General features: G+C 59.7%; 26 protein-coding genes. 12 read left to right on the top strand and 14 right to left on the bottom strand.

What is annotated here, in order from left to right:
• Positions 1-209 precede the first annotated feature (209 nt).
• The gene (locus LJ656_RS32745; RefSeq protein ID WP_230513603.1) at positions 210-1,091 is read right to left on the bottom strand and encodes a LysR family transcriptional regulator; all 882 of its coding nucleotides are present in this window, start codon (positions 1,089-1,091) and stop codon (positions 210-212) included.
• Positions 1,092-1,385: 294 nt separating this feature from the next.
• On the opposite strand from LJ656_RS32745, the gene LJ656_RS32740 reads away from it, so the two are divergent.
• From LJ656_RS32740 to LJ656_RS32695, 10 genes are all read left to right on the top strand, one after another.
• Positions 1,386-2,132: a sulfite exporter TauE/SafE family protein gene (locus tag LJ656_RS32740; RefSeq protein WP_230513602.1), complete on the top strand. Its 747-nt coding sequence runs from the start codon at positions 1,386-1,388 to the stop codon at positions 2,130-2,132.
• A 102-nt stretch (positions 2,133-2,234) separates the two neighbouring features.
• On the top strand, positions 2,235-3,743 hold the full coding sequence (locus LJ656_RS32735) for a 4-hydroxyphenylacetate 3-hydroxylase family protein (protein WP_230513601.1): 1,509 nt from the start codon (positions 2,235-2,237) through the stop codon (positions 3,741-3,743).
• A gap of 18 nt (positions 3,744-3,761) precedes the next feature.
• A complete protein-coding gene (locus LJ656_RS32730) occupies positions 3,762-4,829 on the top strand; it encodes an aromatic ring-hydroxylating dioxygenase subunit alpha (protein ID WP_230513600.1) in 1,068 nt (355 codons plus the stop codon).
• On the top strand, positions 4,822-6,219 hold the full coding sequence (locus LJ656_RS32725) for a diaminobutyrate--2-oxoglutarate transaminase family protein (protein ID WP_230513599.1): 1,398 nt from the start codon (positions 4,822-4,824) through the stop codon (positions 6,217-6,219). Before LJ656_RS32730 ends, LJ656_RS32725 begins: the two co-directional genes overlap by 8 nt.
• Positions 6,220-6,248: 29 nt before the next feature.
• Positions 6,249-7,595: a SidA/IucD/PvdA family monooxygenase gene (locus tag LJ656_RS32720; RefSeq protein WP_230513598.1), complete on the top strand. Its 1,347-nt coding sequence runs from the start codon at positions 6,249-6,251 to the stop codon at positions 7,593-7,595.
• 58 nt (positions 7,596-7,653) lie between these two features.
• Complete coding sequence (locus LJ656_RS32715; RefSeq protein ID WP_230513597.1) at positions 7,654-8,916, top strand: NAD(P)/FAD-dependent oxidoreductase; 1,263 nt, start codon at positions 7,654-7,656, stop codon at positions 8,914-8,916.
• 27 nt (positions 8,917-8,943) lie between these two features.
• Positions 8,944-9,606, top strand: coding sequence for an FMN-binding negative transcriptional regulator (locus LJ656_RS32710; RefSeq protein WP_230513596.1), 663 nt, complete (start codon positions 8,944-8,946; stop codon positions 9,604-9,606).
• On the top strand, positions 9,599-10,696 hold the full coding sequence (gene zapE, locus LJ656_RS32705) for a cell division protein ZapE (RefSeq protein WP_230513595.1): 1,098 nt from the start codon (positions 9,599-9,601) through the stop codon (positions 10,694-10,696). Before LJ656_RS32710 ends, zapE begins: the two co-directional genes overlap by 8 nt.
• Positions 10,684-11,073, top strand: coding sequence for a tautomerase family protein (locus LJ656_RS32700; protein ID WP_230513594.1), 390 nt, complete (start codon positions 10,684-10,686; stop codon positions 11,071-11,073). The genes zapE and LJ656_RS32700 overlap by 13 nt, the downstream gene beginning before the upstream one ends.
• A gap of 365 nt (positions 11,074-11,438) precedes the next feature.
• The gene (locus tag LJ656_RS32695) at positions 11,439-12,233 is read left to right on the top strand and encodes a fumarate hydratase (protein ID WP_230513593.1); all 795 of its coding nucleotides are present in this window, start codon (positions 11,439-11,441) and stop codon (positions 12,231-12,233) included.
• 229 nt (positions 12,234-12,462) lie between these two features.
• Here the strand turns inward: LJ656_RS32695 and LJ656_RS32690 are convergent, their stop codons facing one another.
• Entirely contained in the window at positions 12,463-12,915 is a 453-nt protein-coding gene (locus LJ656_RS32690; RefSeq protein WP_230513592.1) for an aminotransferase class I/II-fold pyridoxal phosphate-dependent enzyme, read from the bottom strand.
• Between the two features lie 19 nt (positions 12,916-12,934).
• Between LJ656_RS32690 and LJ656_RS32685 the strand changes: the two genes are divergently transcribed.
• Positions 12,935-13,342: a hypothetical protein gene (locus LJ656_RS32685; RefSeq protein ID WP_230513591.1), complete on the top strand. Its 408-nt coding sequence runs from the start codon at positions 12,935-12,937 to the stop codon at positions 13,340-13,342.
• Positions 13,343-13,500: 158 nt separating this feature from the next.
• Positions 13,501-14,621 (top strand): IS3 family transposase gene (locus tag LJ656_RS32680; protein ID WP_230513590.1). Its coding sequence is split into 2 segments (ribosomal slippage): positions 13,501-13,759 and positions 13,759-14,621, totalling 1,122 coding nucleotides; the frame shifts between segments, so codons are not numbered across the junction.
• A gap of 20 nt (positions 14,622-14,641) precedes the next feature.
• On the opposite strand, the gene LJ656_RS32675 is transcribed toward LJ656_RS32680, so the two are convergent.
• From LJ656_RS32675 to LJ656_RS32620, 12 genes are all read right to left on the bottom strand, one after another.
• Positions 14,642-15,448, bottom strand: a complete 807-nt coding sequence (locus LJ656_RS32675) for an IS5 family transposase (protein ID WP_230513589.1) — start codon at positions 15,446-15,448, stop codon at positions 14,642-14,644.
• Positions 15,449-15,704: 256 nt separating this feature from the next.
• Positions 15,705-16,172 (bottom strand): hypothetical protein, encoded by a 468-nt coding sequence (locus LJ656_RS32670; protein ID WP_230513588.1) that lies wholly within the window; start codon positions 16,170-16,172, stop codon positions 15,705-15,707.
• 10 nt (positions 16,173-16,182) lie between these two features.
• Positions 16,183-16,431 carry an ECs_2282 family putative zinc-binding protein gene (locus LJ656_RS35185; RefSeq protein ID WP_425606062.1) on the bottom strand — a complete coding sequence of 83 codons (249 nt, stop codon included), beginning with the start codon at positions 16,429-16,431 and terminating at the stop codon, positions 16,183-16,185.
• 503 nt (positions 16,432-16,934) lie between these two features.
• Positions 16,935-17,114 (bottom strand): hypothetical protein, encoded by a 180-nt coding sequence (locus LJ656_RS32665; protein ID WP_230513587.1) that lies wholly within the window; start codon positions 17,112-17,114, stop codon positions 16,935-16,937.
• A 19-nt stretch (positions 17,115-17,133) separates the two neighbouring features.
• Complete coding sequence (locus LJ656_RS32660; RefSeq protein ID WP_230513586.1) at positions 17,134-17,346, bottom strand: hypothetical protein; 213 nt, start codon at positions 17,344-17,346, stop codon at positions 17,134-17,136.
• A gap of 18 nt (positions 17,347-17,364) precedes the next feature.
• Positions 17,365-17,976 (bottom strand): hypothetical protein, encoded by a 612-nt coding sequence (locus tag LJ656_RS32655; RefSeq protein ID WP_230513585.1) that lies wholly within the window; start codon positions 17,974-17,976, stop codon positions 17,365-17,367.
• Positions 17,977-17,996: 20 nt separating this feature from the next.
• A complete protein-coding gene (locus tag LJ656_RS32650) occupies positions 17,997-18,251 on the bottom strand; it encodes a hypothetical protein (protein ID WP_230513584.1) in 255 nt (84 codons plus the stop codon).
• Between the two features lie 244 nt (positions 18,252-18,495).
• Positions 18,496-18,759, bottom strand: coding sequence for a DUF1488 family protein (locus LJ656_RS32640; RefSeq protein ID WP_230513582.1), 264 nt, complete (start codon positions 18,757-18,759; stop codon positions 18,496-18,498).
• Between the two features lie 231 nt (positions 18,760-18,990).
• On the bottom strand, positions 18,991-19,311 hold the full coding sequence (locus tag LJ656_RS32635; protein WP_069264977.1) for a type II toxin-antitoxin system PemK/MazF family toxin: 321 nt from the start codon (positions 19,309-19,311) through the stop codon (positions 18,991-18,993).
• Positions 19,305-19,553 (bottom strand): AbrB/MazE/SpoVT family DNA-binding domain-containing protein, encoded by a 249-nt coding sequence (locus LJ656_RS32630; RefSeq protein ID WP_230513581.1) that lies wholly within the window; start codon positions 19,551-19,553, stop codon positions 19,305-19,307. Before LJ656_RS32630 ends, LJ656_RS32635 begins: the two co-directional genes overlap by 7 nt.
• A 277-nt stretch (positions 19,554-19,830) precedes the next feature.
• Entirely contained in the window at positions 19,831-20,472 is a 642-nt protein-coding gene (gmtX, locus tag LJ656_RS32625; RefSeq protein WP_230513580.1) for a gamma-mobile-trio protein GmtX, read from the bottom strand.
• A complete protein-coding gene (locus tag LJ656_RS32620; protein ID WP_230513579.1) occupies positions 20,463-21,647 on the bottom strand; it encodes a hypothetical protein in 1,185 nt (394 codons plus the stop codon). Before LJ656_RS32620 ends, gmtX begins: the two co-directional genes overlap by 10 nt.
• Positions 21,648-22,182 lie beyond the last annotated feature (535 nt).

The raw sequence follows: 22,182 nt of genomic DNA, 5'->3' as shown, positions 1-22,182 counted from the left end.
CCTCCAGGTAGTCCAGGTTTTCGTCCGCACCCCCACCGGAGGGCCCCGTGCAGATCCATTGCGTGGCCGCATTGTGCTGTTCCTGATCCTCGAAACTGTCGGCCTATAGGCAGTCGGTTGTTACCGGCTACGAGGGGAAAGGGGTTACATAGGTAATGAGTGTGCCTTCAGTTGTTGAACTGGTCGGCGTGACAGTGCCGCGCCAAGCCTCAACTTAACAAAGCTGCCGCGAAGCCTTTGACCAGCTGCGACGCCCCGCGCCGGTACAACAACGCCACCGCAGTTAAACTATCCATACCGCTAAGCGCCACGAAACGCACGCCGGCTGGCGCGACGGCGCGCATGCTCGCGGGTACGAGCGCAATACCCAGTCCCGCTTCGACCAGATTTAACAGCGTGGTCTTTCGCGAAGTCGCGCGTGCGGCGCGAGGAAAAAAGCCGTTGCGCATGCACAAATCAGCCACCCGATAGCTGAGACCGCCGCGCTCGGCGTGAGGTAGCGAGACGAATAGCTCCTCGCGAAGTTCCACAACGGCGATTTCGGTACGTTCGCTCAGCGGATGCAGCAGGGGCACCGCTAGCATCAACTGCTCCGTATAGAGTTCCTCGACCTGTACGCCGGGAAACCTGATGTGCACCGGCAGGCGCACGAGGCCGATATCGCTCCGCCCTTCTTCAAGGTCTTCGCCCTGATGTTCCGACGACATCTGTGAAATCTCCAGCGACGCCCCGTTATTGTTGGCCAGATAAGTCTGAATTCGCTGCATCAGTGGATTGACCAGCGGTACCGAACTGGAATGCAGCAGACGAATAACGCCCTGCTCGTCGCGATTGGCGTGCCGGGTTTGTACCAATGTTTCATTCAAATTGAATAAAAGACGCTTTGCACCGTCGTAAAATGTTTTGCCTGCTGGCGTTAATTCGAAGCGCCGCGCGCCGCGCGTCAGCAATTGCACTTGAACGGATGCCTCCAGTTCCTTGACCTGCCGGCTCAACGCCGATTGCGCTACGAACAGGCGTTCGGCGGCCAGACTGAAACTGCCTGCCTCGACGATCTCCACAAAGTAGCGCAGTTGTCGCATCGACACCATTGTGTATGCCGTTTTGAGATATTTGATTGCATATTTTATACTGGTCCGATGGGGAGCGCATCGATATATTGATTTGACGCGCGGTTTAGGTTCGATCAAGAACAAGGACGAAGAATTTGTTAATTCATCCCGACCTGACAGTTGACACCGATGGAGCGGATCAAGCTGGCTGTTTTCGAGGCAAGCCGGAGTCAATCGGGTCGCGATGCGACATAAAAATAGAATGCGATTAAAAATCTAAAACAATAAAAACAAATTCTATTAGAGATTCATAATAAGGCAAGGAGCAACGTTGTGCTGAGCAATTTGAGCGCGCTTCATTTATCCATTATATGGTTGGGCGTCGCATTATCTTACGTGGTATTCGGTATCGCGGGTTTTGGCACCGCGCTGGTGGCTAGTCCGTTATTGGCGCAGTTCATGCCGATTTCCCACATTGTGCCGCTGCTGGCATTACTGGATTTTTTCGCCGCCGCGACCAACCTCGCACGCGACGGTCGCAAGGCCGAACTCAGCGAACTCAAACGATTGGTACCGCTGATGATGCTCGGCAGTGGAGTCGGCGCACTGATTCTGCTCTTCACCAAACCGGACGTGTTGCTGCTGTTGCTCGGCGTGTTCGTGATCGCTTATTCCGTCTATTCCTTGAGCGGCTATAAGCCCGTTGGCAAATTAGGACCGATTTTCTCGGTGCCATTCGGGCTTGTTGGAGGCATATTCAGCGCGTTGTTCGGAAGCGGCGGGTTCGTCTACGCAATTTATCTGCAAGGCCGGCTAGACAGCACGGAACGTATTCGCGTCACGCAAACCACCCTGATTGGTCTGTCGACGTTGACGCGGCTGGTTATCTTTCTGGCCGCTGGCGTCTATGGCGACTTTAATCTGCTGCTGCTCGCGGCGCTACTCGCGCCGAGCATGCTGGCAGGCGTGTGGGTCGGCCGTCGTATCACGCTCAAACTGTCGCGCGAACAGTTCGTACGGATCGTGAATATCGTCATTTTTGTTTCCGGCATTTTTCTGCTTGCTCGATATTTTTCGTAAACCGGTCTTGTAGTCCAATTTTCAGCCTTAAGATCTCTGGAGGAGTCCATGAGTAAGAGCTCATCTGCGGCATTGAAACTGGAAATTTCAGAAAAAAATGAGATGTTCACTGCCGCCGATTATCTCGCCAGTATTGACGATGGTCGCGAAGTGTTCATTTACGGCGAAAAAGTGCGCTCGGTGACGGCCCACCCGGCGTTTCGCAATAGCGCGCAATCCATCGCGAGGTTGTATGACGCGTTACACGCGCCCGAATCGAGCGAGGTCATGACGACACTCGACCCGAACGGCTATCGCACGCACCGTTATTTCACGCCTGCGCGTTCTGCGTACGATCTGCTGAAGGCACGTGACGCGATTGCGCACTGGTCGCGTCTGTCGTACGGATTCATGGGACGCACACCAGACTACAAGGCTGGGTTTACCGCCACCCTGCTGTCGGATCCAGACTTCTACGCACCGTTTCACAACAACGCCGTGCACTGGTACAACCAGACTTCGCGCAACGTGATGTTCATGAATCACGTGCTGGTGAATCCGCCGGTGGGCCGCGCGAAAACCATCGACAGCATGCGCGACATTTATCTGCATGTGGAGAAAGAACGCGACGACGGCATCATCGTACGCGGCGCGAAGATGGTCGCGACCAGCGCAGCGATCTCGAACGCAACCTTCGTCGCGCAGAACAGCGCGACGCAGTATGCCGAGAATCGCGAGGAAGACTTCGCACTCTGCTTCATCCTGCCAATGAACGCGCCGAATCTGAAGATCGTTTGTCGCCGTTCGTTCGAAGCGTCGTCGCTGAGCCCGTTCGACAATCCGCTGTCGAGCCGTTTCGACGAAAACGACTCGGTGCTGATTTTCGATGGCGTGTTCGTGCCATGGGAGAACGTGCTTATCTATCGAAACGTATCGAAGGCGCGCAGCTTCTATTCCGCATCGGGCTTTCTGAATCGCTACCCATTGCAGTCCGGGACCCGCCTCGCGGTCAAACTCGACTTCATGTGCGGCGTGCTGATCAAACTGCTCGAATCGAATGGTACCTACGAATTTCGAGGGGTGCGCACGAAGGTCGCGGAGGTGGTCGGCTGGCGAAACGCCATGTGGGCGATGACCGAGTCGATGTGCCTTGCGCCGGAATCGCGTGGTGACGACTCCGTGGTGCCGCGCCTCGAAGCCGCCGCTACGGTACGTTATTTCGGCTCGCAGATCATTTCGCATATCAAACCAATCTTCGACACCATTCTCGGCGGCTCGCCGATCATGCAGGTGGCGAGCTACGCGGATATGAACAATCCCGATTTGCGCCCGCTGATCGACACGTACTTCCAGGGCACCAACTCGAATGCCGAGGAACGGCTCAAACTGGTCAAGCTGCTGTGGGACGCGATTGGCAGTGAGTTCGGCGGCCGTCACGAATTGTATGAACACAACTATGCGGGCAATAACGAACAGGTGCGGCTGGACATGCTCAATCATTCGACCGCCAGTGGCGCGATCGACAAGTGCAAAGCGCTAGTCGACCAGTGTCTCGCCGATTACGGCGTCGAGGGCTGGCGTAATCCCGTTTGGCGGTTCGATGGCGAACGTGAAGCAGATTTGCTCGGCTGACCGGGAGGAGCACAGATCATGATCTATGGCGGCAAATGGAATCGCGACGGCCTCGACTACAAGGCCTTGCGCAATCAATGGCACGTGGTCGCGCGAGCCGACGAACTCGGTGAACACACACCGCTGCCGGTACGTCTGCTTGGCGAGGACCTCGTGCTGTGGCGCGGGCCGACCGGCATCAACGCATGGCAAGACTATTGCGGCCATCGCGGCGCGAAGCTTTCGCTCGGTTGCGTGCGCAATGGCGAGATCGAATGCCCATATCACGGTTGGCGCTATTCCGATCAAGGGCAATGTGTGAAGGTGCCCGCCCATCCGGATCAGGAACCGCCGAAGCATCGGCTCGTCTATCCGCAGCGTGTGACAGAGCGTTATGGTCTCGTGTGGGTGAGCCTTGGTCAACCGGAAGGCGACGTGCCCACGTTCCCCGAGTGGGACGACCCGTCGTTCCGTAAGGTCTACGCCGGGCCGTATCGCTATCGTGCGAACGCACTCCGCTCGATTGAAAACTTTCTGGACGCATCGCATTTTCCATTTGTACATGCGAACCTGAACGGCGACCCGGACAATCCCGATCCAATCGCCGACTACGAAGTGTTCAAAGGTCCGCAAGGACTGAAGACTTCGGAAATTACCGTGTTCCAGCCGTACGGAGATCATCGCGGAATTCCTGTAACGGCGCGCTACACGTATCACGTGTTTCAGCCCACTACCGCGTACTTCACGAAAAAGACCGGCGTCACCGAACGCTTCTGCACGTTCCTGAACGCCACGCCCGCCGATGAAGACGAGACCGTGCTGTACCTGATCGTCGCGATCAACTTCGGCGCAGATCTTACCGAGGCGCAGATCCTCGACCGCCAGGACCGCGTTTTCGAACAGGACCGGCGCATTGTCGAATCGCAGCGGCCTTACCGTTTGCCGCTCGATCTGCGCGAGGAAATGCACGTGCGCAGTGATCGCCTCGCGGTCGAATACCGCCGCTGGCTCAAGACGCTCGGCGAAGCCGCGCACAGCTTCGACACCACCACGATTCCGATTCAGCAGGTCCCGGCCGACTCGTCGAGGAGTACCTCCTATGTTTGATGATTCCGTGGAAAGCGTGCCGCATGCCGCGCTCGATCTGCTCGCCGAGCGCGAATCGAATGCCCGCACCTATGCCCGCTCGATCGACCGCGTGTTGACCAAAGGCGAACTGGCCGTCGTGCACGACAGCGAAGGCCGGCGCTATCTCGACTGCCTCGCCTGCGCCGGCGCGCTGCCGCTTGGCCACAATCATCCGTATGTGATGGAGCGGGTGACGCGCTTTCTCGCGTCGGGACATGTTCTGCAAGGACTCGATATTGCGACGCCGGCGAAGGCCACGTTCGTCGATGAGCTCTATCGGGTCTTGCCGCCGGCCTTCGCCGCGAACGCGAAGCTGCAGTTCTGCGGGCCGAGCGGCGCGGATGCCGTCGAAGCCGTGATCAAACTGTTCAAGACCGCCACTGGCCGGCGTTCGGTGCTGGCGTTTCACGGCGCTTATCACGGAATGACGATGGGCGCGATGAGCCTGATGGGCAACATCGAGCCGAAGCGCGCGGTGGCCGGCCATATGTCGGAGGTGTTCTTCCTGCCTTACCCGAATGCTTACCGCTGTCCGTTCGGTGTGGGCGGCGAGCCCAGTGATACGTTGTCGCTGTCGTATATCGAGCATCTGTTGTCCGATCCTGAGAGCGGCATTACGCCACCCGCGCTGATCATTCTCGAAGCGGTACAGGGCGAAGGCGGCTGCATTCCGGCCAGCGCGGCGTGGCTCAAAGGTCTCGCGGCGCTGGCGATGCGCCACTCGATCCCGCTCGTGATCGACGAAGTGCAAACCGGCTTCGCGCGCACCGGGACCATGTTCGCGCACGAACACGCCGACATCGTGCCCGACGCGATCGTGATGTCAAAGGCGGTTGGCGGCGGTTTTCCGCTGGCCTTGATTGCTTATCACCGGCAATACGACAGTTGGAATCCCGGCGCGCATGCCGGCACCTTTCGTGGCAACCAGATCGCGCTGGTGGCGGGCGCAGCCACGCTGCGCTATCTGCGCGAGAACGACATACCGGCTGCCACCGAGCGCATCGGCGCCAGGCTGCGCGCAGGACTGGAAGCTTTGCAGCAACGCTTCGACTGCATCGGCGACGTACGCGGCCGCGGTCTGATGCTCGGCGTCGAAATCGTCAATCCGCACGGCTTGCGCGACGCACGCGGCCTGCCGCCCGCCGACGGCGCGCTAGCCAAACGCCTCAAGCGCGAGTGCTTGCAACAGGGACTGATTATCGAAGCCGGCGGTCGGCATGGCGCCGTGCTGCGCCTGCTGCCACCGCTCGTGTTGACCGAGCCCCAGGTCGAGGAAATCCTGAAGCTGCTGAACGTGGCGCTCACGGTCTGCACGTCGCCGGTATCGCCCCCGCGGCACGCGGGCAGCCACGCCGCGGAGGCGCTATGAATTCCGTAGACCGTGGCGCAGGACCGCCCATGCTCGACGTGATCGGCATCGGCTTCGGCCCTGCCAACATCGCGCTCGCCATCGCGTTGGAAGAACTGACCGAAGGCCTGAACGTGTTATTCCTTGAAAAGCGCGGTAGCCCGCGCTGGCAGGAAGGCATGTTGCTCGAGGACTCGGACATCCAGAATCACCCGCTGCGCGATCTGGTCACGCCGCGCAATCCGCGCAGCCGCTATTCGTTTACGAACTTCCTGTTCGAAAACAACCGGCTCTTCGAGCATCTGAATCTGGGTTTGTCGTTTCCGTTGCGTATCGAATACGAACAATACGTGCGGTGGGTCGCGGACCTGTTCGCGCATCAGGTCCAGTACGGCGCGAACGCAAACGTCGTCAAACCGCTCGTCGACGCCGATACTGGCGCGCTGCAGGGCTATCGCGTGCTCGATACGACAGGCCGCGAATGGCGGGCGCGTTCGGTGGTGGTCGCGCCTGGCCGCACGCCTAACGTACCGGCGCAGTTCGCGAACGTCGCCCCCGAGCGCGTCGTGCATCTGAACGACTATCTGTTCGCGTTGCAACGCGCGTGCGAGGGCGGGCGTCGACCGCGTGTCGCGGTGGTGGGCGGCAGCCAGAGCGCGGTCGAGATTCTGTTGCATGCGTACGGGCTCGGCACCTGCGAGAAAGTGGTCGGCATCACGCGCAATTTCGGTTTCAGGCAGAAAGACACAAGTCCCTTTTCGGACGAAGTGTATTTTCCGCAATTCGTTCGGACCTTCTTCAACGCCGATCAGAAGACGAAAGATCGTTTGCGCGCCGAACTCGAAGGCACCAATTACTCATCGGCCGATAAGGACGTGCTGGACGCGCTGTACGTGAAGTTGTACGCGAACCGGATCTTGCAGCGTGACTCGCTCGCGGTGCGCACCAACACCGAAGTCAGCCACGCCTGCGCCGACGCATCGGGCGTGCATCTCGCGCTGCGCGACACGACAACCGAGCAGCGCACCACCGAGTCGTTCGATCTGGTCGTGCTCGCCACGGGCTTTCTCGATATCGGCAACGGTCCGAAACGCGAAGCGTATCCGGGTCTGCTGGCCGGTGTGGCGCCGCTGCTTGAACTCACGCGCGGCCATCTGGACGTTTCGATCGACTACCGGGTTCGCTTCGCCGCTCAGCCCGAGGGGGCAGCGCCTTTGTATCTGAACGGCTTGTGCGAGTCGTCGCACGGCATGGGTGACTCCGGCTCGTTCAGTCTGCTGGCGTTGCGCTCGGCGGCGATCGCGATGTCGCTTTGCGAGCGGCTGGCCCCTTCCGCTACTTCCCGCCCCCAGGTTCAGCGTGCCGACCATGACCTCGCTAGCGACACTGTTCGCTGAGCCGGCTTGCTGGGCGCGGGGCGCGCCGTCAGAGGCCAAAGCGGCGGCCGCGCCGGCCGTGGACGGTGAGACATTCGACGTAGCCGTGGTCGGCGCCGGCATCACTGGACTCACCGCGGCGTTCCACGCGGCGCGGCGCGGCTTGCGCGTCGCGGTGCTCGAAGCGGGTGAAGCCGGCGCGGGCGCCTCGGGCCGCAATTCGGGCTTCGTGATTCCGACACTCAGTCGTGTCGGCCCCGACGACGTCGCGCGCGCCTGGGGCGACGCACGCGCGGCCCGTTTCAACGCGCAGCTGAGCGGCGCGGCGACCGCGTTGTTCGAGTTCATCCGCGCCGAAGGCATCGTCTGCGATGCGCGACAAAACGGCTGGCTGCAACCCGACCGGCTTGAACCCTCCGACGGCGTCTGGCAGCACCGTCTGCGAACGCAGCGTCAAGCGGGCGCTGACGCGCGCCTCGTCGAGCGCGACGAATTGCATGCGCTGTGTGGCACAGCGCGCTATCCGGCGGCGTTGTGTCTGACCGAAGGCGGCCAGATCGACCCGCTCGCCTTCACGCGCGGACTGGCCGCCGCGTTCACGCGGCTCGGCGGTACCGTGTTAAACGGCTGCCGTCTGCTCGCGCCGGCAGCCGAGCAGACCAAAGTTCTGGTTGGACTCGACACCTCGCTCGGCATGGTATTCGCGCGCCGCGTCATCATGGCGACCAACGCGAATGGACATGACGGGGCCCGCAATCTCACCGCCGCGACCTTGCCGTTCGCCTTGGTGCTGGCCGCCTACGATCTGCCGGTGTGCGGCGCGGACCACGTGCTGCGCACCCATCAGCCGTTCTCCGACGTGGGCCGCGACATGGCCTTCTTCCGCCGACTGCAGGGCAACCGCCTTCTCACAGGCATGTTTCCGACCAGCACGCGCCTTTCGCGCGAAGCGATCGACGCCGAATTGCAGCGCCGTATCGGCCACGTATTCGGCGTCGAAACCACCGGGCTCACCGATCTCTGGGCCGGTCGCGTCGGCGTGACGCCGCGCGGTCTGCCGCAACTATTGCAATTCGGGCCCAATGTGTTCGGCTGGACCGGCTGCAACGGACGTGGCATTGCGCTCTCGTTCGTGATGGGCCATTGGCTCGCGGACCTCGTCGCCGATGCACCGATCGAGTCCATTCCCGTGCCGCTGCAAGCGCTCAAGGCAGCACGCGCGCCGCAACTCGGCGTGTGGTTCGCGCGCCGGTTGATCGCCGCCGAACGTCGTCGGCGCGAGCGGCATGAACGCCGCGGCGCGACGCCGGCATGCACCGTACTTCACTACCCGCTCGACTAATTCCACATTGAACCGTCCGACAACGCCATGATGCAGACCGACGAATACATCGTGCCCCCTGCGGCACAGGTGCCGTTCCACTACGATGCGTTCCGCTTTAACGATCCGGAGCGGATCGACGCGATCGTCGACAGCTTTCCACTCGCGCTTTTCATCAGCACCGACGGTCCGCGGCCCCTTGCGAGTCACGTGCCGCTATTGCGCATGTCCGGCTCGCGAAACCTGTTCGGTCACGTGGATGCCGCGAATCCGCAGTTCGCTGGTCTGCGCCGCATTCATGCTCATATCGTGTTCATGGGACCGGACAGCTACATTCCACCGGAAGCCTATGTGACGCGTCAATTGCCGACATGGAACTATGTGTCGGTGCATATGAGCGGCGTCGTCGAGATCATCAACGATTTACCGCGCAAGCTCGAGGTGCTTCGCGAAACGGCTGCGTTTCTGCAACCGGACGACGCCCCCTATCAGTTCGACGCACAGGACGAACGCGTGAAGCGCTTTGCGCCGCACATTCTCGCGTTGCGCGTCACGGTCGAGCATGAGGAGGCGCGTATCAAGCTGTCGCAGGACAAGGGGCCTTCCGATCAGCACGCCGCGCTCGATCATCTGTTGGCGAATCGCGCGCGCAGCCCGCGGCCGCTGCTCGAAACGTTCTTGCAGCCTCTGGACGCTAGCACCGATGATTGATGAAGCTCAGGTTGTCGGCGCGCTCGCCGCGCGCGCGATCGTGCCGGATGCTCAACAGCGCCATGCGATCGCCGCGCTGGTCGCCCTGCTCGGCACCCGTGTGCGGCGCAAATGGCGAGTCCGGGCGCAAGCGGCGCGTGGCATGCAAGGCGTCTATTGCCACGGTCTGCCGGGGCGCGGCAAGAGCCTTGTGGTCGATACCGTATTTGAACTGGCCGATTGCGTAAAACGGCGCGTGCATTTTCACGAATTCCTACGCGAAATGAACCGGCGCTTGGTCGAGCAGGAGCGCTGCGACGACCGGCTTGGCGAAGTGTCGAGGCAGTGGCTCGCGGATGTCGATTTGCTGTGCTTCGACGAATTCCATGTTCACGATATCGCCGACGCATTCCTGATCGGCCGCTTTCTCGACATCGCGCTCGAGCTGGGCACGCGCGTCGTGTTGACTTCGAACTATGCTCCGCAAAGTTTGCTGCCGAATCCGGAATTTCACGCGCGCCTCCAGCCAACTATCGAACGCATCGAGCGGCACTTCACGGTGATCCATTTCGATAGCGCGCGTGACTATCGCTTCTCCGGCGAACGCGCTGAGCAGCCGCGCTTCCTTGCGCCCCTCGACGCCGCGACTAGCGAAGCATTGCGCCGCCTGTTCGTCCACTACGAAGCCGAAGCTAGCTTGCGACCGGCGACACGCTCTGCGGCTGGCCGAGCGCTGAGACTGCGCGCGGCCGGCTCGGTCCTCGCGTGGATGGATTTCGACGAGCTGTGCGTGGCGAGCCGCTCGCATCTGGACTATCTGGAGATCGCTGAGCGCTGGCAGGGGGTGATCGTCGACCGTGTGATTACGCAGTGGCTCACCGAGCCGCGGACCCTGCAGCGCTTCGTGTGGCTGATCGATATTTTCTATGACCGCAAGCGTGCGCTGTTCATCGCATCGGACCGACCTATCGCGCAGGCGCTCGACGGCCTCGAAGGCGCGCACGATCTGTCGCGCACGCTTAGCCGGCTTGCCGATATGCAATCTCGCAACTATCCAAATTCGCTCGACGACGCCGAGCTTTCTTCCAGGGTGGCGACATGCCAATCGTGAAAATAGAAGAACGCAGTCCACACACCGCAGAGGAAAAAGCCCGGCTCGTTGGCGTGGTGTTCGATGCATTGAAGGCGATACTCGGTGTGAGCGAGGAAGAATTGCAGGCCCGTTATCAGGGCTTTGCGGCCGAGGATTTTTTTCCGCCACTGGCCGCGGGAAATTACGTGTCGATCGAGATCACGTTGTTCGTCGGGCGTTCGCTCGATGCAAAACGGAGCCTCTATCGTCGCATCGCGTCCGACGTCGCGAGGTTGCGCGGCATCGATCCGTCAGAGGTTCTGGTACTGCTGCGCGAAGAACCGTTTGACAACTGGGGAATGCACGGCGGCAAGGCGGCCACGGACCTGAAGTTCGACTACGCGATTGCGATATGAACCCGAAGAGCCTGCATAGATCCTTTGTGCGTCATGAAGAGGCAGTGGCACTGCGGAGCCGCGGCGTTGGTCGACGGCTGTCAGTACGGAAATCTCACCCCGAGCCAACCGCGAAGGGCGCGTGGTCGCCATCGGCGCCTTGGCGCTCCTCCCGACACCGACGCGCCCGTGGAGAGCGGGGAAACCTGGCTACGGCTGCACCGGCCGACGCCGTACGTCTGATTTGATCGCACAGCGTGCCCGGACTGGTTGCGCGCGACGGTGTTCAGCGCGTTGATGAGCTGAAGTCTGTCAGGGTGGACTTTGCCGCAAGGTTGGTAATCGCTGCCCACTGTCTGTTCCGCTCTTTCCAAATGTTGCATTGAATGATTGCCACGACCGCCTCCGAGGTTTCACAGGAAAACGTCTGGGACGTTGTCGCGCATGTGCAGGAGTCGACAATCAACAGTTTCCCTCTGACGCTTGCCTCTCACTTTGGTGAACTCATGAGCTTCATTGAACAAGACGATCTGGTCCGGCAGATCGAAGCGGCTGCGCGTAAGCTCCGTGGGTCGACGACAATTGCACGCATTGGCGGGTGCAGCGTGTTCGTGACATTGGGCATGAGCGTGCGATGGTGCGGTGTGAGCGGCAGCCTCGCACAGATGGTCCAAATGGGCATACGACGGGAAGCCGGCGACTTGCCGATCGAGATCCATTACGACATCGTACCGGGCAGTTGTATCGAATTGCGCATCGTGCTGAGCGACGGCGAGGCAAACGACCGCGCACTGCTCAAGATGCTCAATCCGTCGGACTCGATCGTCGACTGGGTGGTGGAGACAGCGCCTTTATGGGACCCGGGAGTGAATCGGCTGTTGGGTCTTGGGATCGGAGGCAATCCCGAAAGGGCGATGCAGATGGCGCGTGTCGCGTTGTTCGAGCCCCACGATATTGCCTGCATTATCGCACGCGGCCCAAATGATTGGCGCGAACGTCTACGCGTTGAGACGATGAAGGAGTGCGCGCGCGTGGGTTATGCGGTCAAGGATGTGCTGATCGTTGGGGCGCCGACCCATGCTGGGACTAAACCGGTCGCGCTGATGTGCAGCCTGCCGTTCGCGAGCCGCGTTGCGCATATCGTGTTGAATGGCAACCCGCGAAACGCGTCCCGCGCATAAGCGTGGTTTTTGGCACCGACGGGTTATTTGACAGCGATGGCGCACGGCGTCGTTCACTAGAGGACCCGAATGGCAGGGGCGCGTTTGCGCCGCAGTCCTCCAGGATGACGCCGTGAGCTGCTGCTATGGAATGTGGTCGCGCAGCTGATATCCACCGCTCTTGTGAAGCCGTCTGATAGCACTGCGCATCTCGATACGACGACGTTGCGAGCTATAGGGCAGCCGTTGGTCACACAGAAGCCATCACTGTGAGCAACGCCGTGCGAAACTCGCCCATCTCTGCAGCGGTGCCAATGGAGACCCGCAGGTACTCCGGCGGACCGGCCTCGCGAATCAGAACGCCGTGGCGGAGAAGTCCGTTCCATACACAGTGGCGATCCGCAAATTTGCCGAACATTACAAAGTTTGCGTCCGAATTCGCCACTGCGAGGCCCTGGCTACGTAGCCAGCTAACGGTTGCATCGCGCTCAGCTTTAATCGCTTCTACTTGCGACAGCATCTCCTCGCGGGCGACGCTGCCTGCGTGAAAATGGACAGGTGATACAGCAACCGAACGAGCTTCAGGGCTTCGATGGTCGCAGGCGCACAAGCGCAATACCCCGACGCGGCCGCCCGCGAATTTGAATGCTTTGCTTGGCGTGCGGGTAACAACAAGCCGAGGGTGGTCGGGCAGCAGCTCCACCGCCACGGTCGTGCCTGCGTTGATGGTGCAAAACTATTTCGGGATTGATACCGCCTCGGTCGACGATCTTCGCGAGTGGGCAACCGTCATGTTCTGGTATCTGTTCGTCGATCTGCAGGGCGATCCGGACCCCGAGAAGAAAGCCCTCGACTGCGCGGCCAGGTGCCTGGCTGCCATCGACGAGGTCATTGCCAGGACGGAAGCCGATCCTGATGGTCCCGTCACCGTGCTGAAGCGGGCGATTGCGCTTCGCGATGCCGGCGCCGGGGGATTCGAGGGGGCCGGCAGCCACGGCAGCGGATTACCCAGGCGCTTTGGCAGCATGGCTTCCCACTTTTTACGCTCGGCGGCGATTTCCTGCCATGCCGCGCTGCCTTCCATATCGTCCGCGGCCATCAGCAGCCGGTCGTGCCCAGACGTCGCCTGAACCTGCACGGGCTGGGTGTAGACCCAGCCGTACCGGTGCTCGAACACGACCGGGATGATCCGGTGCATCAGGACCGCGAGGGCGGCAACCGTGACCTGCCCCTGCAAACAGGGCCAAGCGGAGTCTAGTAAAGTTCGTTTTCGGAGAAGAAGACGAACATGAAGAAGAGTTTTACGGAACAGCAAATCATTGGGTTTCTGAAGGAAGCCAAGGCCGGTATGCCGGTCAAGGAACTGTGCAGGAAGCACGGGTTCAGTGACGCGTCGTTCTATACGTGGCGCGCGAAGTTTGCCGGCATGGAGGTGTCAGACGCCCGCCGGCTGAAGGACCTGGAGGCCGAGAACGCGCGGCTGAAGAAATTGCTGGCCGAGGCAATGCTCGACATGGAAGCGTTGAAGGTTGTCGTCAAGGGAAAGCCCTGAGCCCGCAAGCCAAGCGCGAAGCAGTGGTGGCGATTCGGGAGAAGGTCAACATCTCGGAGCGCCGCGCCTGCCGGCTTGTCGGGCTTTCTCGCAGCGTGCTGCATTACGACGCGAAGCCGGACCACGAGAACGAGGTGCTGGCGGCGCGTCTGGTTGAACTGGCGCACGAGCGTCGCCGCTTCGGCTACCGTCGACTGCATGCCCTGGTGGAGCGCGAAGGCACGCACGCCAATCACAAACGGGTGTATCGCCTGTATCGTGAGGCGGGGCTGACTGTGCGGCGCCGTCGCAAGCGCCACGGCGTCATGATCGAACGCGAGCAACTGGCCTTGCAGAACGCACCCAACGCGGTCTGGTCAATCGACTTCGTGATGGATACGCTTGCCAATGGGCGGCGCCTGAAGTGCCTGACAATCGTCGACGATTTCACGAAAGAGGCCGTCGACATCGTCGTCGACCACGGCATCTCAGGCTTGTACGTCGCTCGCGCATTGGACCGTGCCGCCCGTTTCCGGGGCTATCCCAAAGCGGTGCGAACAGACCAGGGACCCGAATTCACGAGCCGCGCGCTCGACCAGTGGGCGTATGCGAGTGGCGTCACCCTGAAGTTGATTCAGGCCGGCAAGCCGACGCAGAATGCGTACATCGAATCGTTCAACGGCAAATTCCGCGACGAATGCCTAAACGACCACTGGTTCACGACGCTCGCCCACGCTCGCGCTGTTATCGCGGCATGGCGCCAGGACTATAACGAGCAGAGGCCGCACAGCGCACTGAATTACCTCTCGCCATCAGAGTTTGCGGCGAAACATCGGGCAACAGCGGAAGCTCCTGCCGCATTCCAGGAGCTGGTTTAAAGCGACTTTGCTAGAGCGTGTTAGGCACTTTTGTTAAGGGCTGCAAAGTGGACAAGCATAAGCACGGAGAATACGACGAAGTGCAAACCAGCCAGGGTTTCGGGCAATCGCTCGTAGTCTCTGGCCAGTCGGCGGAAGCGGTTGAGCCATCCGAAGATGCGCTCGACCACCCAGCGGCGCGGCAACAGCACGAAGCCCTTTTTCGCCTCCGACAGCTTGATTACCTGAAGCTCGATTCCTTCGTCCAGTGCCGCCTGCGCGGGATCTTCGCCGGTGTATCCCTGATTGGCGAACGCCACCTTGACCGTCTGGCCCGTGGCCTGCTGAACCTGACGCGCCAGTTCTCCGACCTGCGCGCGCTCCTGTTCGTTGGCCGGCGTAACATACACGGCAATCAATTGCCCCAAGGTATCAACCGCCATCTGGACCTTGCTACCGCGTTTTCGTTTGTAGCCGTCGTAACCGGCGCGAGGTCCACTCTCGCAGGTCGATTGCAGGGTCCGTGCGTCGAGAATGACAGCGCTGGGTTGACCACGACGCTCGTGCGCGATCCGGATGATCGAACGCAGGTCATTCACCATGGCCTCGAAACAGCCGGCCTGAATCCAGCGTTGCGTCTGCTGGTAGACCAGTTCCCAAGGTGGAAAGTCGTTGGGCAACAAACGCCACGGTGCACCCGCGCGTACGATCCAGCGCAGCGCGTTGAACATCTCGCGCAGTTCGTAGCGACGCTGCGGTGCGTCCTTGTTCATCAAGGTCAGGTACGGAGCGGCGAAATACCACTCTTCATCCGATACATCCGTTGGGTATGACCTGCGTTTTTTCATCTCGCCAGGATACCAGGTCCGACAAAAAGTGCCTAACACCCTCTAGAAGCCCATTGGCCCTACTGAAGGGGGCAGGTCAGCGCAACCGCGGAACCATTGCTCGGTTGGTCCCGAACCTTGTGTATATTTGATAACGTAGGTCAAAGTTTCTTTCTCCGTTGGGTCCGGCGTCCGGCCGGTGCGGGCCGCTCGCGCGGCACTTTTCAGCGCCGCGCATGGCGGCTTATATTCCGAGGAGTTCGCCGTCTTTGAGATATCACCGGGTAGGATGAACCATCTTGGTCTTGCTCTCGCCATCACCGTCAATCCAGTCAATTCGAACTGTCAGCTTGGATGGACTGCTCATGTGAACCGAGGCGATAAGCTCGACAGACTGATACCTTTCCAATGTTTCCAAAGGAAATTTTTCATCGACATCTCTCTGTGAAACCAACTCGTTTCCCTCTGGAAACGAGATCATGACGTTTCGAGCGACAGCGGGACCTTGGTTGTAGATCTTGAGCCGATAGTTGCCACTTCCTACTCTCGAGAAAGCGGCACCGGGATTGGCCCGTTTAGCCTCAGCCCGTTCCGTCGACTCTTTGTCCGCGAGCAAAGCATTCAGCTGTCGCTGGCTCTCGATCAGTTCTTCCTGCTTCCTGTTGAACTTCACAGTTTTCCACGTCGAATAGCAGGACAGCACCAGTGCGAGTATCGCAGCACAACCGCTCAGATCAAGGGTCATTGAAAGAAACCTATTTGATGGTAATGCTTTTGCTACCTTTAAATGCGTCCTTTAGCGTCTTCCTCAACTCGTCGCTGAGATCTTGAGCCGCTTGTCTTCCTATTTCTTTGACGTGTGCCTCAATGTTTTCACTATTTTCTTCGCGCAATTCGGCACGAGTCATGCTCCGACCACACGAAGCACACGTGGCCATCGCCGAATCGTCCTCAGAAGGCCCCTCAAATGAGAAATGGGTTCCCGCGCATGTCGGACATTGCATCGCGATCACGCGGTTATATTTTGAACTGTCCATCTTCGATACCTCGCGCGGTAGGTTGGTGTAACGTTAGCGGCTTGCAATTTTCCGAGTCATCTTGCGCGGCCGGCCACGGCGAAGACCATCCGTCGTATTAGCAAGAGAATGTGTAAAAGGAGAAAGCTAGCGATCAGCACGCCGAGCCCTGTCGAGATCCCCATAGTGATCGCGGGCCGCAAACCGAGCTGTTCGCAAGAAGGCGGTGAAAGGGGCACTCGCGAATCAGAGCCAATCGCAGCGCGAAGTTCGTCGGTTGTCATTTCCCACGGCTTCTTCCCGCGCGAGCGAGTCAATGCCGACTGGCTAGCAGTCCATTGCTCGTGTGCGTGTTGACACGATGCATCGATGGAAGCTGTGGCCCCATGTTCATCCATTGCCGACCAACCTCCAACAAGTGCGCCGGCCGAAACGCTCGCCGCGATGATTAGTTTCTTGCCCGCTTTCAATCGTTCCCCCGTTTTTTTCCGTCATTCAGTAGGTGCAACCAGCGGACCGACGAAACGCGCTCCATCGTGCGTCCATGTTTGATGGCTGCCATTAGTGAAGCGCACAAAGTCCTCGCCGTCGCGCTTCTCGCAGATCGTCGGCGCCTTGCCGGGGGCTACATACCAGTACGCGCCTGGTGAAAGGGTCTTCGGTTCGTTCATAGTGGCGCTTTCCGATCGATTAAGCGACAGCTTGCTTTTGGATGGAGTGTGTCGTGTCAAGGCCGCGCAGGTTCGTATGCTCAGTGACGGTGTACCTAGCGATCACCTTGCCCTCAGGGGTGAGCTCCTCATACTCGTCAATCTCGGTCTGTCCCATCGTCCCTTTCGTGCGCGAGCCCACGTGACGCAACTCATTGCCAGGCGCGACGCCCAGCTCATCTTTCAGGTTCATAGTTTGTTTTCCGATCGGTTAGCGGGCTCTTGTGTAGGCGAGCACCTGGTTGACAAATTTTGAGCGCCGGCCACTCACCTGTAATTTCTCGCCAACGGCTGTCGCTTCCTGTTCTGACCTGGCTACGCAAAACTGAAATTGATCAAGCGGATCGCCGACGTTGACAATGGTCAAGCCGTAGCAGGTGTGCTTGCCCTTTTCGATGTATTTCCCCGCTACTTCATACCTTGCAACGTACGATACACCGATGACCTGATTCATCACGTTGGCGAACGCTCCTGTTGCGAACATAACAAGAACTGCTGCTGCGATTGCTCCTGTAGCCCACGACTCGCCAACTCCCATCTGACGTTCCTGCGATGCATAGCGTGGTTTGTACCAGGAGCCAACCAGTGCCTTCCGGATTCGCCACGCGATGACGATCGCAGCCGGTATCCCGACCGGTGCGACCCAACGCCAATAATCATGACAAATCCGAACTGCTGGACCATCAAACGTCGAAATCCAGGCGAGTAGGATACTAACCGCGACAACGAGTGAGAAGACACCGTAGGCGCTGCGGCCGGTCGATCCGAATACGTAGTCGCGCGCCGGTGCCCTTTTGAGGGGGTCTCGTTTCTCGTTTGTCATACCGGACACTTCCAATTTTCCTATGCCTTGAAGCGCAACGCTCGGCCCGCCTCACGCATCCGCTTGGCCGCATCGCGCGGCGTGTCGGATACCTCTGTCCAGTCGTGATGCCACCACTCGATCACCGCCGCCGCATCGCCCAACGAGCGCGCGGCGATTACGTCGCGAACTTCGTCAGCAACCTCGTCCCACCATGCCGAGCTTTCACCGTCACTTGCGCGCGGATCGATTGCGTGGCGATAGATCTCCTTGGCAGTGTCGAGCGTGATTTGCATCGCGTTTTCCTATGCCTGGTGTACGTCGAATTGCGCTGCTGCGTACGAAGCATTGCAGCTCCAAATTTCAATGCCGTCGCGATGGAAAAAAGCCCAGCCGTCTTTCACTGTCATCCTCGCTTTCGGGTACACCAGGCTATGTCCGTTCACAGCCGCGGAAATGACGTTGCGCTCGCGACACAAAGCCCAATATTCCCCGTCGGCAAGGGGCGCTGTCTTCACGATGCGGTTTTCCGTCATGAGCTTAAAAGTCAGCTGAGGTCAAAAGGTATCGCCCTGCGTCGACACGCTGCGGCAACTTCGCCATCGCGACCGCCTCAATTGCCGCACGGTTTGCTTCGAATGTCGCAACCAAGTCGGAACCGTAAGCGGTCGTTGCGCCGAAGTGGTCCTGAAGCGCTTCGGTAGACACTTCCCGCGTTAGTGCTTCGCCATCTACAAGCGCCTGGAACGCAACGGTCGTGTTTTCTGTATAGATCGCCGGTTTCGCTGGAAACTGAATCTTCATCAAAGGTTCCTCACGTTTTCCGTTTGGTTACACGTCGCTACGTGTTTGTCCCTGTGCTGCGCATTCAGCGCAGACGCCGAAATCGCTAAGCCCCGGAGCGCGCACGCGCAGATACTTTTCACCCGGCTTAATGAGGCGACCGCAGCCCACGTGCCATACGCTGCGTTGACACACGCGCTCCACACGGGCGGTCGTCATCTTTGGCTGCTCGGTCGATTTCATCGTTTTTCCCTATTCTGCAAAGACTTCCTGCAAGGTTCGCAGGGTATCCAACAACGTCTTATCGGCCACTACGCCCTCTTTCTTGACCAGGCGCACCTTGTCTACGGCGCGAATCTGGTCCAGGAGGATCAAGCCCTGTTTGCGCTTGAACGTCACCGGAATCCGAAACGGTGCAGGACGCCCCTTGGAAGTCATCGGCGCGACGATGACTGTGCGCAAGTGGTCGTGCATTTCGGGAGGCGAAACGACCACACAGGGGCGCGTCTTTTGAATCTCGCTACCAAGCGTCGGATCGAGCGCGACCAACCAGACTTCCCCGCGCATCACCATGCAAGCTCCGCGTCATCGGCGTTCGAAAACTCGCCCATGACCAGCGCATCGTCGCCGCTCTCGGCCAGAGCCTTGCTTGCTTCCGCCCAACCCTCACGGGCTCTGTGCTTTGGGCGTCGCAGAACAATCGCGTCGTCCTCGACCTCCATTTCCACTTCGCTCTCCAGCCCGAGTTGCGCAAGGACGGGCTTCGGAATCAGCACGCCCTGCGAATTCCCCATTCTGCGAATCGTCGTTCTCATGACACACCTCCAAAGTAATAACAATGTTACACCGCGTGGTCGCAACAGTCAACACAATGTTATTACAGTGGGTGTCCCTTGTCCCGCCTGCCGCGCAGGGCCGCGATGGCGTGGTCAGGTGGCTCTCATAACACCTCGCAAAACATCTGTCGGAGCCTTTTATCGGACACGTCAGATACGGCAAAACGTGGTCAAGTTCCGTTTTTATAAGTGGCGGATATCACAACTTACGTCGGGCCGGGCGCAGCGGATATGACTCTCATATTTGATACCGGATCTAAGCGAGGATTTTGCGGATGGCAGACGCGAACCCGGCCGGGAACACCACCTGACCGCTATCCGTCAGTACACGGCCTAGCTTGTCGATCGTCCAAGCCCAATGGTCCATGGTCTTGTCGGATATCGCCGTCGCGAGGGCCTTCTTTTCCTGCGCGGTCAGCTCCACGCCACTGGCCACAACTGAAGGCCGTTCCTGCGGCGCATCGCCCAGAACGAGGACTGCATTCTGGGCAGCGATGTGTCGGGCCGCGAGCAGCTGGGCACGCGTTGATTCAAGATCTGCAACGAGCAGATTGATGCGGGTGCGCAGGACGGGATCTGAGATACCCTCCAGCACCCCCTCCGCTGCAGATGCCTTGGCAGGGGAGCCCTTTTTCTTCCGGCCTCCCGCATTCTCCGCATACGCTGCGATGAGGGCTCGATACTTCTCGCCAGTCTTGTTCCGAATCGCAGGGGCACCTGGGCCGCCGCGATCACTCGACAGCCGGCCAATCGTGGCGACAGAGTAGTCGGTGCTACCGCGATCCTCCTGCTCCTGGCATATCGCGAAAATCAGGCGCAGAGAAGCTTCAGTGCGCGCGTGTACGTTCCGGCATAGCCCTTCGAGAAACTTGGTCGGTTCAGTCTTCGTCACCGCCATGCCCTCATCCTGAGTTCGAGAAGTTTGGCAGGCGTGGCCTTGTTAGTCGGAAGCAAACGATCAACCTCGTCGAGCATTCCCAACTCGTCGAGGAGGAGGCGTCCTTCGATCAGGGCATTCGCCTCAGCGCGCCCGACGCGGGCCATCAACAGCTCAACGAACTGGTTGCCCACGGCAAGCGCTTCTGCCTCCGACAGTGAAGCAAACACCGCCGATCGACCGTTACGGGATAGCAGCGCATCGAGCAGTCGGCCGCGCCGAAGATTGGCCACTAGGACGTTCTCGTTGGGGTACACGTTGGCTCGTTGGCAAACCGCGTCATACAGCTCGAACTCGGTGCATTCGGAAAGTGCGGCGCGCAAATCCGTGAGGCCACCGGTGAGCACCAGATCAAGCTTCTTCGTGTCATCCTTATCCGAGGTGGACATTGCGGCTTTGCACCGGTCAATGAGCCGGTAAATTGCGTGCCAGGTGTGGGCGATGGAATCGACCTCGTCCAGTACGCGATCGCGTCGGTCATAGGCGATTCCTATCTGGCTGGACTCATCGTGCGAGCGGCCCTCGAATGTTGCCTCTTCCAGCTTGTAAATTTCGTCCTCGGCCGCGCGTAGTCGCTCCGCTGCCGTGCTCAGCGACACGCCAACAGAATTGAACCGGGCCACCAGCCCAGCAAGGAAGGCCGGCCCAGTGATGAAGAAGCGGCATCGAGCACAATTTTTGGCACCACCAGGAACAGGCCCATGAACTCTCTTGCTCTCGGGTGATGGTGGGCCGCCCCGACAGCAACGACTGCCGCCCACAGGACAAATGCCGATATCACCGACAACCCACGAGGCAGGCTCGCTTTGTTCAAGCGCGGTGTTTGCTGCAGAGTCGTTCGAGATTACCAAGGGGCTGGCATTTCGTATCTCCTCGTCCTGGAGGAACTTCAGGAAATTGCCGGCCTCGGCCTGCTGCACACGTTGCTGGGCCTCCGCGAGGACGGCGGTTACATGCGCAGCCCCGGGCTTGTTGTAATACAGGGTCATGAGGATCGTTGCATGACCGGCCACGCATTTTGAGAGGATCTGGATCGGAACACCGCCCTCTGTGGCATACGCGGTAATCAGCGAAACCCGAAGAGTATGGAGATCGTACTTTGACCGACCATTTCCGCTTCCGATGTACGGAGTCACGAACCGGATCGGCTCGCCATTCGCCAACCTGTTCCCCGGCTTCGTTGATGCGCCGTTTGGCGTTAATCGCAAACTTGCGACCCTTGCCAGCAAGGACTAGGCAAGTTGACGGCGCGAGTCCGCGATAACGCTCTGCTGTTAGCTCGGTCCCCATGCCGCGTGCAATGCGATGGTTCAGATAGCACTCCAACGCCGAAACCGTTTTCGGGTGCGTGAGATAGACGCATCGCTTCTCCCATGTAGCCACAGTGATGCGCTTGTCCGATCGGCTTGAAAATATTAGGTTTGTTGTCCGTGACGTGGATCGGCATCACAATCGCTTCGAGCGGTCTGCCTACGCGCATAAGCAGGCCGATGGCGCCCTACAAAAGGGTCGGCCGAGAATCCAACATGCGAAGCTACGCAGATAGAACGTAAGCAGTCGAACAGTACCGTCGCGGATGACGTTGACGCGCGAGAGGATCGGCTGCTAGCGAATAGGATCGATGTGTGAGGCGGCGGGCAGCAGAGGGGCGACTTTCCAGGGTAGCAGTTC

Origin of the sequence: Paraburkholderia sejongensis (assembly GCF_020880815.1) — a bacterium.
GTDB classification, from domain to species: domain Bacteria; phylum Pseudomonadota; class Gammaproteobacteria; order Burkholderiales; family Burkholderiaceae; genus Paraburkholderia; species Paraburkholderia sejongensis.
This window is presented reverse-complemented; position numbering and strand designations above follow the sequence as displayed.